Here is a 13050-nt window from a genome sequence, read left to right on the forward strand (position 1 = left end):
TTTTATAGTATTTGAGCTTCTTTACTCTCTTTTATTGAGTAAAGTTTTATAATATCTCCCTTTTTTAGCTTTTCAAGAGAGATATTTTTGCCATTTTTTTGTAAATTTATCAAATTTTTGCTTTTATCAAAGAAATTTTTATGTTGAGTCAAAAGCTCTTCAAAATTATTAAGTTTATTTTCATAGTTTAATAATTTTAAATTTAAAACACTTTTTAGTTGGCTTTGTAAAAAATCAAGTTTTTGTTTTCTAAGAAAAAAAGCATTTTCTAAAGACTTAGCTTTGGCTAAATTTTGCAAATGGTCAATTTTATTTTGATAAAACTTAAGATAATTTAATATTTGACTTTTAAAACGCATAGTAAGTTCATCAAGCCCTTGTTCTAAACTTAGTTTGTTTGGAAAAATCATATCAATAGCTGCACTTGGAGTTGGCGCTCTTAAGTCTGCTACAAAATCACTAATAACATAATCAATCTCATGTCCAATAGCAGAAACAATAGGTGTTTTTAAAGAAAAAATACATCTTGCAAGTTCTTCATCATTAAAACAAAACAAATCCTCTCTACTTCCACCACCTCTTGCTAAAATAATCACATCTAAACTATACCCATCGGCTTTTTTTAAAGCATTTATTAAAGATTTTGGAGCATTTTGTCCTTGGGTAAGCGCATTAAAAATAGTTATTTTGCAAAGATTGTATTCTTTTTGTGAAATTAGCTTTAACATATCTTGCAAAGCCGCTGAAGTAAAAGAAGTGATTATGCCTATTTTTTTAGGAAATTTAACAATGCTTTTTTTAGCATTTGTATTAAACAAACCTTCTTTTTCAAGCTTTTCTTTTAAGGCTAAAAATTTAGCTTCTAAATCCCCAAGACTTGTTTTTTGCATACTTTTAGCAATAAATTGATACCTACCACTTGCTTCATATAAACTTACATAACCTCTAAGATCAAGCATATCGCCAACTTTTGGTTTAGCTTGAATAAACTGATTAAAGCCTTTAAACATCACACAAGCTATGCTTGATTTTTCATCTTTTAAGTCAAAATACCAATGTCCTGAACCATGAATGGTGATTTTAGAAATTTCCCCACTAAGTTCTATATCATCAAGGTGAAATTCTAATAAACTTTTAGCTTTTAGATTAAGTTCTGAAACTTTCATTTTTTTCTTGCAATAAACATAGAGCAAACACCAAAACTAAAACTTTTATACTCTAGCATTTCAAAATGCCCGCTCAATTCTTTAATAAATTCTTCTTTGCTTAAAAAGTCTTCTATAGAATTTGGTAAATACTCATAAGCACTATAATTTTTACTGATAAATCCACCCACTTTTGGCAAAATATTTTTTAAGTAAAAATCTCTACAAGCAGCTATAAAGCCACCCTGTTCTCTTTTAGTAAACTCAAGCACAAGTAAAATTCCATGTTTTTTCAATACTCTAGCAAATTCTTTTATAGCTTCTTTTCTATCTACCACATTACGTATGCCATAACTTATACTTATAATATCAGCACTTTCATTTTCAAGTGGAAGTTCTTGTGCCTTTGCTTGCACAAAAGTCGCTTCTGGGATTTTTTTCTTAGCCACTTCAAGCATACCCACACTTGGATCAATCCCTTTTATACTTGTGATATTTTTATTTGCCTTTAAAGCTTGATTTTGCCACTCTTTAATCATATCTCCAGTACCACAAGCCACATCAACGATATCCAATTCATTATTAGAATACTTAAAAACACTCAAACAAGCTTTTTTTCTCCAACTCACATCGCTCCCAAAACTTAAAATTCTATTAGCTTTATCATAAGTTGGTGCTATATCATCAAACATTTTGACTATTTTTTCTTGTTTTTGCATGTTTTTCCTAACTATATATTTTTAATTTTTTAATACTTTTTTCAATTTGCTTTATTATATTTTCATCATATGAAATTTGCTCTAAATAGTTATATTCTAAACAATTTTTTAGTTTTTTAATGCTTTTTTCGTCAAACATTGTCGCAAAATAGCATAATAAAAATTTTGCTCTTTCTAATTCTTCTTCAAGATTTGTTTGAGATTTTACAATTTTTTTCTTTAAAAAAACTAATTCTTTTCTCAGTTTAAAAGCCACTAAAGACTTTAAAATTTGATTTTCTTCTCCTTGATAAAAATCAAAATCATTCTTTAAAATAAAATCCATATCAAGAAAAATATCGTTGATTTTTTCATCACTTAAAATAAAAATATATCTTTCTAATTCAACATTGTGAGTCTTATTAATATTAATTTGTTCTGCTAAGATCAAAATATAATTTTGAAGTTTATTTTGAATACTCTCTTCAAAAAGAGTGTTAAAAAGTTTAAAAAAGATACAAATTTGACTAAGACTTATAAAAAACTGCTCCAAACTTTCAAGATTCAAATTTTGCAAAAAATGCAATCTATTACTTTTTAACCTTTTTAAAAGCATAAAAAGTAAAATTTTACCTGCTTCAAAACTTTGAATTTGACTTGGAAAATATAAACTAATATCTTCTTGTTTGTCTAAAATTTTAATGCATTTGGCACTATCAAAAGTCTTTGAAAAATCTCCATATAATGCTAAATTTTTAGTATAAAAATTTTCATTATCTGTGATTTCTTTATAGTTTTTAAAAAAATGAGGTAAACTAAAATGCTTCGCTTTTTCAAAAGTAGGAAAAATAACTTTCAAAATCGTCAGATCTTGTAAATTGTTTTTAAATTTATAAAGAAAAAAACAAGTGTTGTTAATCTCAAAATTTATTCTAGTTTTTTTTACTATACCTCCTATAGCATTTTTACTTTGATATTTAAATTCTTTTTTAGAAAGTTTGTGAGTTTTTTTATCAACTATATCGTGTAGTTTATAAAGTGAAAATTGGTAACATTCTTGATTGATTTTTTTACACTTAATATCACAAAAAGGACTTATACGCGTAAAAAAAACACGTATTTTATCCTTAGAATAAACAATTTTTTCTTTTTTTAGAATTTTTATAAAATTATCATTTTCAATTAAAAAGCGTCTTTGGACTTCACAAACCATTTTATTTTTTACAAGCTTTACAGCCATTTACATAAGCAAATACACCAAGATAATCGATAATATTTCCGATTTTTTTCTCAAGTTCTTCTTGGTATTTATTAAGCCCACTATCCTCATAACATACATCTTCTATATGATTGCATTTACTACAAATTACATGAATGTGAGGATGCTCATAAATATCATAACAAGTTTTCTGATTTAGAGTATTGATTTCTACTACCAAACCTTGTTCTTTTAAAGTATTTAAATTTTTATACACTGTAGCTAAAGAAATAGAAGGATATTCTTCTTTAATACTTTCATATAAAGATTCAATATTAGGGTGTTCATGGCGTTTTAAAATTTTTAAAATGCAAAGTCTTTGTGGAGTAGCTTTTAAATCACAATTTTTAAGCATTTGTATAAGTTCCATAATAAATTCTCCAATATTTTTCTAATAGTATAACGCTTTTTTTATAAAAAAATAATTATATTAAAAGATATTTTTTATCTTTTAATAAATTTTAATCTTTTCACATAAAGAATCAACATCAAGCTTTAAAAATTGCTCAACTTCACTCATCTTACCATGAGCGATAAACTGATCTTCAAATTCAAAGCTTACTAATTTTATATGATAAAGATTTTCTTTTTGTAAAAAATTTGCAATCAAACTTCCTACTCCGCCTATCTTAACACTATCTGAAAAAACAAACCACATTTTTGTATCTTTTGCTAGTTCTTTCAAAAGTTCTTCATCTAAAGGCTTTACAAAAATCAAATCTATTAAGCTCGCATAATCTGATCCAAGTTTATTTAAAACTAGCTTTGCTTTAGCTACACCTTGTCCAAATCCTAAAAACACTTTATCGCTTTGCACTTTAGATAAAACCTGAGCTTTTGCAAGCTTTATTTCACATGGATTAAAATCATCATCTAATAAAAAATTACCCCTAGGATAACGAAAAGCAAAAACGCCTTGATGAAAATAAGCATATTCCATAATTTTTTCCATCATAGCTTCATCTCTTGGAGCTGCTAGAGTAATATTTGGTATGGCGCTTAAAAAACTAACATCAAAAACACCTTGATGTGTCTCTCCATCTTCTCCTACAATTCCAGCTCTATCCATAGCAATAACAACATTTAAATTCATAATAGCACAATCATGGATTACTTGATCATAAGCTCTTTGCATAAAAGTGCTATAAATTACTATAAAAGGCTTAAAACCCTCTTTGGCCATAGCTGCCATAGAAGTAACTGCATGTTGTTCTGCTATAGCTACATCCCAAAAACGTTCAGGGTATTTTTCCATTAGCTTATCTATTCCAGTACCACTTGGCATAGCAGCAGTTACACCCACTATATTTTCATATTTTTGAGCTAAATTTAAAAGTGTATTTGAAAAAATTTCTGTGGCACTTTTTTTGCTTACATTTGCTTTTAAACTCTCCCCGCTACTTCTATCAAAAGCACCTACCCCATGCCATTTAGCATTTTTTCCCTCAGCTAATGCATAACCTTTGCCTTTGATAGTTTGCGCATGTACAACGCAAGGTTTATTCATAGCTTTTGCTTGATTTAGTGCATTAATAACTTCATTTAAATTATGCCCATCAATAGGTCCAATATATTCAAGCCCTAGTTCTTCAAATAAAAGTCCAGGGGTAATAAGCCTTAAACTTTCTTCAAAACGCTTTGCCATATAAGAAGCACCTTGAGGAAAGTATTCTAAAAGATTTTCTATGCGTTTTTTAAATTTTTGATAAAACTGCGTTGCCATTGCTTGAGAAAGATATTTTGAAATAGCCCCAATTGGCCTTGAAATACTCATTTCATTATCATTTAAAATAATCACACAAGGATATTCCCTATCGCCAAGTTCATTTAGGGCTTCATATACCATACCTGCACTTAGCGCTCCATCGCCTATTAACACAACAGGTAAACGATCTTCTTTTTTTAATCTTATAGCTTTACAAGCTCCAACTGCTAAAGATATAGAAGTACTTGAATGTCCTGCTACAAAATAATCTCCCTCATCAGGTTTGGTATATCCACTTAATCCCTTAAATTGTCTTAGGGTGTGAAAGTTATCTATTTTGCCACTTAAAAGTTTATGTGGGTAAGATTGATGTGAAACATCAAAAATAAAAGGATCTTTTTGTGCATCAAAAACATAGTGCATACCTATACTAAGCTCAACAACACCTAAATTTGAACTTAAATGTCCACCATTTTTACTCACTGTATCTATGATAACTTCACGCAAATTATTAGCTAAAATCTCTAATTCTCTAACTTGCATATTTTTAATATTTAAGTTATTTAAATCTATCATTCATTAACCATATTTTTGATTTTTTGTAAACGATTATTAAGGTTTGATTCTATATTACCTGCATCACTTAATATCAAAACACTACCTTTATTAATTGCATCATCAAGACTAAATTTGATATTACTTTGTTCTTGTAAATGTGTTTTTACATATTCAAAATCATCAGGATTTAATTTTAATTCTATTTTAGTAGCATTCTTAAGCTCATTCATAAGTTCTTTTGCTAAATTTAATGCTATCAGTGATGAATTTTCTTCAAGTTCTTTTGCGATAACTTCTTTTGCGATAATCACAGCAGTATCAGCTAATTCTTTTTCATTTTTAGATAAAAACTCATTGAGTGTTTGCACTGTATCTTCAAGTTTCTCTACACTTTTTAAGTATTTTTCCTTTAAAGCTTCTAACTCACTTTCAAAATTCTTTTGTGCTTGCTCATAACCTTCTTTAGTAAATTTTTCTTTTGCGTGTTCTAATTCTGTATTTAAACGATTATTAAATTCAGCTTCTTGACTTTCTATTTGCATTTGTAGCTTAATGATATTTCCTGACATTTCATCAGTTTTTTTAAGCAAATCTTCCACAAAATCAGGTTGAATTTGAGGTTGTGGGGCCTGTGGAGTAGTTTCTATTGTTTGGTTTTCTACTACTTGTTGGGCATTTTGAGTAGGTAAGATTTGACTTATAATTTGAGTTTCTTCATGTTTTTGCTCTTCATTAGAAGACATTTCACTCATAACTTTAAAATGATAACCCTCAACCACATGGGCAGAAATATTTTCAGGTGAAATCACATTGGTTAATTTAGCCATATTCTTACTCTATCATCTCATCAGCCTCACCCACTTGGATAAGACCTTGTTCTGCAAGCTTTTGCACTACTTCTACAACTTTTCTTTGAGCTTCTTCTACATCTTTTACACGCACAGCACCCAAAAAGCCCATTTCTTCGACAAAAGCTTCAGCCGCACGTGTAGACATATTGGACATAAATTTTTGTTTTAAATCCTCGCTTGCACCTTTTAAACCTATCATCAAATCACGCTTATCAGCAGCCTTTAAAACCTCTCTAATCGCATTAGTGCTAAGTTGAGAAATATCATCAAAAGTAAACATTAAATCTTTAATAGTTGTAGCAAGTTTCTCATCACTTTGCTCGATATAAGAAAGTGTTGTTTTGGAAGCTTTTTGACCCAAGCGGTTAAGTACTTCAGCAACTGCTCTTGGACCGCCCACTTCAACTTTATAAGAAGTAAGACTTTCAAGTTTACTTTCAAGTACAGCAGATACTCTTTTGATGATTGAAGGAGAAATATCTCCAAGATTTGCCATTCTTATTACAACTTCAGCTCTTAATTCATCACTAAAATACTCCAAAGTTTCAGCAGCTTGAGTAGTATCCATATGAGCTAAAATCAAAGCTATGGTTTGAGGATGCTCTTTAATGATAAAATCTGCAAGCTGTTGTGGTTTAATTTGAGAAAGGTAAGCAAAATTTTGGTTATTTTCCATACTCTTGGTAAGTTTTTCCAAAATTTTATTGGCAATTTCAGGACCAAAAGTTCTAAATAAAATTTCTTTTGCATATTCCAAACCACCACTTTTTAAGTATTGATTTGATTGCAATAAAGTATAAAATTCTTCAAGTACTGCAGTAGCTACTGGTTTATCTACATTTTTTGCTAAAGCAATGTAGCGAGAAATTTCGGTGATAACATTAATATCCATATGAGAAAATAAAACCGTCGTTACATCTTCTCCAAGTTGAATTAAAAATATCGCGACCTTTTCTGGCATAGAAAGGTCATCATAGACCATTTTTTGTTCTTCACTAAGCTTTATCATTAGATATCCTTCTCACCAAATTCGGCTTCATTTTCAACAAGTTTTTGCAATAACAATGCTACTTCTTCACCTTTTTCATTAGCCACCGCTCTTAATTTTTCAAGTAAAACATCGTATTGCAATGCATCTTCATCAAAACTATCCCCAAATCCAAGTTGCTCTTCAACTTTCTTACGTGCAGCATTGAATTTTTCAATAGCATCTTCAGCATCATCAATAACTTGTCCATCTTTACCCTCCATTTCTTCTTCAAGCTTGATATCTGCAAGCATTTTTTGCGAAAATGGAACAATAACTTTTTTATAAAATATAAAAAGTAAAATTGCTGCAAATACATATTTAACAGGTGGAATAAATGGCTCAACAAATCTTGAATAAAAAGTTTGTACTTTATTTTCAACTTTAGCTGTTCTATGAAATTCTAAATTATTTACTTCAACCGCATCACCTCTAGCAAGATTAAACCCTATAGCACCTTTAGTAAGATTTTCAATAGCTTTAATTTCTCTATCATTCAAAGGAACATATTCATTGGTAATATTTCCTTGATCATCCGTGATAACTTTATATTTTCCATCTACTACAACTGCTGCAGAAATTCTTTTAACAGTTGCAAATTGCTTAGTAGTATTAGTAATTTTTTTAGAAATTTCATTATTAGTTGTAGTTTGATTTTTAGTATAAACCTCACGCGCACCTTTATCGTCCAAACCTTCTACAGGCCCTATATTTGAAACAGCACCTGGTACACCTTGGATTTCTTTGTCCTTATAGCCTTCCTTATGTTCTTCTAAAGTTTGCTCACTACGTACAACTGTGTTTGGGTCATATACTTCACTTTGTGATTCTTCTTTAGAAAAATCATAATCAATACTAACCTTTGCTACTACTCTATCATAACCGCCTGCAAATGGAGCAATAGAGGCAACAATTTTTTGCTCTAATTCGTATTCTTGATCTCTTTTGTATTTAATTTGAGCAGCGATCAAATCACTCTCAAAAGCACCCTCATCATCTAAAGGAATACCTTTTTGATCCATGATTTTTACATTTTCAGGGGTAAGTTTTGTCACTGATGAGGCAATGAGATTTTTAATCCCCATAATTTGCTTTTTATTAAGCTTTAAACCTTCTTTTATCGTCAGAGCTACTGAAGCAGTTGGTGGGACTTGTTGCTGCGTAAAAAGCGTATCTTTAGCAAAAGCAATATGCACTGTAGCACTATGGATAGGCTCTAAACTTTCAATCGTTCTAGCAAGCTCACCTTCTAATGCTCTTTGATATTTTACCTTTTGTTCAGCTTCTGTGGCTCCAAATTCTTGTTTATCAAAAAGCTCAAAACCTACTTTGTTATCTTTTGGCAACAATCCTGCAGAAGCAATTGCTAAACGTTGCTTATACACCTGTTCATTAGGGACTAAAATTGTCCCTTCATTACGTAAAATATAAGGAACTCCACTTTTTTCAAGTTGAGTTACTATCATCGCTGAATCACTAGTATTAGCATTTTCAAATAATACTGAATACCCAGCCTCACTAGCTACTGTAGAACCGCTTCTAAAAAGGGTTAAAAATACTAAAAATCCAACTACAACAACAATAGAAGCAGCAATGATAATACGCTGTCTTAAGCTTAAATTTTGATAAAGTTGACCTACTTGGTGCAGTATAGTTTTATAATCCATTTATTTCCTACAAACTAAAAATTTTTAGAAAACTCTTCAAAAAACCTTGAATTTTCATACTCTGTACCTATACTTATACGCACAGCATTTAAACCATAACTTTGTAAATTTCTTATTATTATACCGTTTTTAAGCAGTTTTTCAGATAAATCTGTGCTATTTTTTTCATCGAAAAAATAGGTAATAAAATTTGTATAGCTTGGAATGTATCGAATTTTATAGTTTTTGGCAAAATCTTCATAAAGCTTCATTTGTGAAAAATTATTTTCCAAGGTTTTTTGTACAAACTCATCATCATCTAGTGCAGCAACAGCAGCTTTTAAACTCAAATTAGTCACATTAAAAGGTGCTCGTAATTTATAAAATGCATTAATAATTTCCTTGCAAGCTATACCATAACCCACTCTCATACCGCCCAAACCATAAAGCTTAGAAAAGGTTCCTAGATATACTGCATTTTGAAATTTATAGATTAATTCTTTAGGATTGATATGTTTTTTGTTATCTTTAAACGAAGCAAATTCATTATAAGCTCCATCAATAGCTACCAAACAATCTTTATCAATTTTCTCTAAAAACTCAAAAACTGCACTTGCATCTAAGCACTCACCTAAAGGATTATTTGGTAAACATAAAAAGATTACTTTTATTTCATTTTTATGCTTTTGATATAATTCATATAACTCATTTAAATCATGTGTTAGACTTGGGGTTTTATAAACCTTAACTCCTAGTTGTTTTGCATAAATTTCATACATAGCAAAACTAACTCCACATTGCAAATAAGCTTTAGAATGATCAAGTTTTGCATGTACTACATATTCTATGATTTGATCACTTCCACTACCTATGATGAGATTTTCTTTTAAAATATCATATTTTTGTGCCAGAGCTTGTTTTAACTCACTCATAGTATCATCAGGATATAAATGAGCTAAATGTGCATTATTTATAATAGCTTCTTTAGCCTTTTTGCTTGTTCCATAAGGATTTTCATTACTTGCTAGTTTAATAACTTCTTTTAAGCCATATTCTTTAGCGATTAATTCTATATCCTTGCCACTTTCATAAGTTTTAATAGCTTCTAAAAAAGGATTAAATTTCATTACTTTCTCCTGATAAATACGATCCAAGCCATTTTATGTGCTCAGCTTTTTTTAAAACTCTTTGAACATTTTCATCATCAATATGCCCTTCAAAGTCTATATAAAAACTATGTACAAATTCTCTTGTTTTTATGGGACGTGATTCAAGTTTTGTTAGATTAATTCCTTCTTTTTTAAACTCATACAATAAATCACTAAGCCCACCAGGCTTATGTACAGCTAGCGCTAAAATAGAAGTTTTACAATGGGGCATTTGCGGTGTTTTAATATCACTCAAAATAAAAAATCTAGTGCGATTTGCCAAATTATCTTCAATTGTTTCAAATAAAATAGGAACATTGTAAAGCTTTGCTGCAATTTTAGAACAAATCGCGGCTGAAGTAACATCTTGTGAAGCAAGATAAGCTGCATGAGCTGTAGATTTACTTGCTACAAATTCCACCTTATTCAAATCATGGCTTTCTAAAAAATTTCTACATTGATTATAGCCTTGAGGGTGAGAATATATACGCTTAATATCTTTCAAATTCTCACTCATACTTACAAAAGAATGATGTATATCCATATAAATTTCAGCAAAAATCTTTACATCTTCATATTTTCCAAGACAATCAAGCGTAATACCAACTGCACCTGCTGTATTATTTTCTATAGGCACCACCCCATACTTTGCTTCTTTGTGAGACAATTCTTTAAAAACATCTTCTATATTTGCAAGCGGAATATAACGACTCATAGCACCAAAACGTGTTCTTGCTACTTGATGTGTATAGCTTCCTTCAGGCCCTAAATAAGCTATACTTTGAGGCATTTCTAAATTCCTTGATACCGCAAAAATTTCTTGATAAATTGCTTCGATGGCATTTTGATCTAATAAACCATGATTATAATTTTTAAGTCTATTTATAATAGCTCTTTCTCGTTCCGGCCTATAAATACTCCCACCTAAATTTTGCTTAATCATGCCTATATCTTTAACATAAAACATTCTGTCATTCAGTAAAGCCAAAATTTTATCATCGATAGTATCGATTTTATTGCGTAATTCTTCTATCTCTTTCATTTAAACCTCGAAATGTAGTAATCTTTAATACTATCATATATAAAATTAAGTTTAGTTATATCAAGACCTTGAGTGCTAGAAATTTTACCACTTAAAACCAAAGCTGTTTGCATACCAAGCTCATAAGCACCAAGTAAATCTCCTTTAAAATCATCACTAATAATCAAAGTCTTTTCAAAATTTGCATTTATATCTTGCTGTTTTAATAAATTTAAAGCACTTTCATAAAAAGCTTTACTAGGTTTACCTATCACTTTATAATCAAAATCATATGCATTTTTAAGCATAGCCATAATACTTCCAACACCCGGATAAAGCCTTGAACTTTTTTTATAAATACTACTCTCATGCATTGCTATAGCTTGTATATCATTTTTAACATACTCTATCATACTGGCAAAATCTTGAAATTTAAAGTCATCATAACTTGCCACCAAAAAAGCTTTTGGATTTTTATAATCAAGTTCATAACCTAACTCTTGGAGTGAATCTAGAAATTCTTTTGCTCCAAAAGCCGCTATTTTACAAGGTTTTAAATGATCTTTTAAAACACAAAAAGGATCAATATAAACTTTTTCATTAATCTCAAAATCTAAATTTTGCAAATAATTTAAAAAATCTAACTTTTTAGTATTATTGGTGATTATTACATAAGGAATTTTTTCTTTATTCAAAGATCTAATAAGTTCTAAAGCACCATCAATAGGACTTTTATCATAATCTGAAATTAAAGTCCCTTGCACATCTAAAAACAACATTTTAATCCTTTAAATATTCAAGTTCTAAAGCGATTTGATCCTCATAATCTTCTCTTTTTCTAATCATTCTTACCTTGCCATTTTCACAAGCTAACTCACAAACTTTATTGCGTGAGTTATAGTTACTACTCATGCTAAAACCATATGCTCCAGCACTTTTAACTACAACCAAATCTCCCGCTTTGGTTTTAGCTAACTTTCTATCTTTGGCTAAAAAATCTCCACTCTCACATATTCCCCCTACAATGTCACAAAGACTCTCTTCACTATTTTTATTTAAAAGTTTAATTTCATGATATGCATTATACAAACTTGGACGCAATAAATCATTCATCGCTCCATCAACAATCACAAAACGCTTTTTATCATTAAATTTTTCATATAAAACTTTAGTAACAAACTCACCCGCATTTGCTACTAGAAATCTACCAGGCTCCATACCTATACACACATCAAGGCCCTGCAAACTTGCTAAAATTCCTTGAGCATAATCATATAAATTTGGTTCTTGTTCATCTTTGTAACAAACTCCTAAACCCCCGCCTATGTCAAAAAAATTAATATTAATTTTTAAAGCCAAAAGCTCTTTTACTAATTTTGCGACAATTACTGAAGCTTCATGAATACTACTTATATCAAGAATTTGCGAACCTATATGAAAATGCACACCAACTGGTTCTAAAAATTGTGAATTTTTAGCATAAAGATACATTTTTTTAGCACTTTCTATATCTACACCAAATTTATTTTCATGCAAACCTGTAGAAATATAAGGATGTGTTTTAGCATCAACATTTGGATTTACTCTTATACTTATACGAGCAACTTTTTGATTTTCTTTAGCAATTTGCTCCAAAAGAAGCATTTCTTCTTGACTTTCTAAATTAATATAAAGTATATTTTGTTCTAAAGCATATTTTAACTCATCAGCACTCTTACCTACTCCACTAAAAATAATTTTATAATTTTTAGCACCTGCTTTTAAAGCTCTATAAATCTCACCTGCACTAACGCAATCAAATCCACTATCCAAAGAAGCTAAAAACTTTAAGATACTTAAATTAGAATTTGCTTTAACTGCATAAAAAATTTGTGATTTTCTTGCTTTAAAAGCATCTTTTAACATTGTAAAACGCTCTTTGATTTTATCAAAATCATAAATATAAAAAGGTGTATTGTATTCTTTTGCTAATTTTAAATAATCCATAAAAACC

Annotated in this window: 12 protein-coding genes; all 12 read right to left on the minus strand. The window is 29.7% G+C overall.

Going from position 1 to position 13050, the window contains the following annotated elements; genetic code table 11:
- Window positions 1-2: 2 nt before the first annotated feature.
- The 12 genes from xseA to lysA all read right to left on the minus strand — a co-directional run bounded on the left by xseA (window position 3) and on the right by lysA (window position 13043).
- Window positions 3-1166 carry an exodeoxyribonuclease VII large subunit gene (gene xseA / locus CORN_RS07225; protein ID WP_066008190.1) on the minus strand — a complete coding sequence of 388 codons (1164 nt, stop codon included), beginning with the start codon at window positions 1164-1166 and terminating at the stop codon, window positions 3-5.
- The gene (gene ubiE, locus CORN_RS07230; RefSeq protein WP_066008192.1) at window positions 1163-1864 is read right to left on the minus strand and encodes a bifunctional demethylmenaquinone methyltransferase/2-methoxy-6-polyprenyl-1,4-benzoquinol methylase UbiE; all 702 of its coding nucleotides are present in this window, start codon (window positions 1862-1864) and stop codon (window positions 1163-1165) included. The genes xseA and ubiE overlap by 4 nt, the downstream gene beginning before the upstream one ends.
- A 7-nt stretch (window positions 1865-1871) precedes the next feature.
- Entirely contained in the window at window positions 1872-3056 is a 1185-nt protein-coding gene (locus CORN_RS07235) for a CYTH domain-containing protein (RefSeq protein ID WP_141071504.1), read from the minus strand.
- Between the two features lies 1 nt (window position 3057).
- Window positions 3058-3471: a peroxide-responsive transcriptional repressor PerR gene (gene perR / locus CORN_RS07240; protein WP_066008196.1), complete on the minus strand. Its 414-nt coding sequence runs from the start codon at window positions 3469-3471 to the stop codon at window positions 3058-3060.
- Window positions 3472-3552: 81 nt separating this feature from the next.
- Window positions 3553-5382, minus strand: a complete 1830-nt coding sequence (gene dxs / locus CORN_RS07245; RefSeq protein WP_066008198.1) for a 1-deoxy-D-xylulose-5-phosphate synthase — start codon at window positions 5380-5382, stop codon at window positions 3553-3555.
- Window positions 5379-6191, minus strand: coding sequence for a flagellar assembly protein FliH (fliH, locus tag CORN_RS07250; RefSeq protein ID WP_066008200.1), 813 nt, complete (start codon window positions 6189-6191; stop codon window positions 5379-5381). The genes dxs and fliH overlap by 4 nt, the downstream gene beginning before the upstream one ends.
- Before the next feature lie 4 nt (window positions 6192-6195).
- Entirely contained in the window at window positions 6196-7224 is a 1029-nt protein-coding gene (gene fliG / locus CORN_RS07255) for a flagellar motor switch protein FliG (RefSeq protein WP_039619192.1), read from the minus strand.
- A complete protein-coding gene (gene fliF, locus CORN_RS07260; RefSeq protein ID WP_066008205.1) occupies window positions 7224-8909 on the minus strand; it encodes a flagellar basal-body MS-ring/collar protein FliF in 1686 nt (561 codons plus the stop codon). Before fliF ends, fliG begins: the two co-directional genes overlap by 1 nt.
- 14 nt (window positions 8910-8923) lie before the next feature.
- Complete coding sequence (hisC, locus tag CORN_RS07265) at window positions 8924-10015, minus strand: histidinol-phosphate transaminase (RefSeq protein WP_066008207.1); 1092 nt, start codon at window positions 10013-10015, stop codon at window positions 8924-8926.
- Window positions 10005-11078 carry a prephenate dehydratase gene (gene pheA, locus CORN_RS07270; protein WP_066008209.1) on the minus strand — a complete coding sequence of 358 codons (1074 nt, stop codon included), beginning with the start codon at window positions 11076-11078 and terminating at the stop codon, window positions 10005-10007. The genes hisC and pheA overlap by 11 nt, the downstream gene beginning before the upstream one ends.
- Window positions 11075-11836 carry an HAD-IIA family hydrolase gene (locus CORN_RS07275; protein ID WP_066008211.1) on the minus strand — a complete coding sequence of 254 codons (762 nt, stop codon included), beginning with the start codon at window positions 11834-11836 and terminating at the stop codon, window positions 11075-11077. The genes pheA and CORN_RS07275 overlap by 4 nt, the downstream gene beginning before the upstream one ends.
- A 1-nt stretch (window position 11837) precedes the next feature.
- A complete protein-coding gene (lysA, locus tag CORN_RS07280) occupies window positions 11838-13043 on the minus strand; it encodes a diaminopimelate decarboxylase (RefSeq protein ID WP_066008213.1) in 1206 nt (401 codons plus the stop codon).
- Window positions 13044-13050 lie beyond the last annotated feature (7 nt).

The organism is Campylobacter ornithocola (assembly GCF_013201605.1).
Classification (GTDB): Bacteria; Campylobacterota; Campylobacteria; order Campylobacterales; family Campylobacteraceae; genus Campylobacter_D; species Campylobacter_D ornithocola.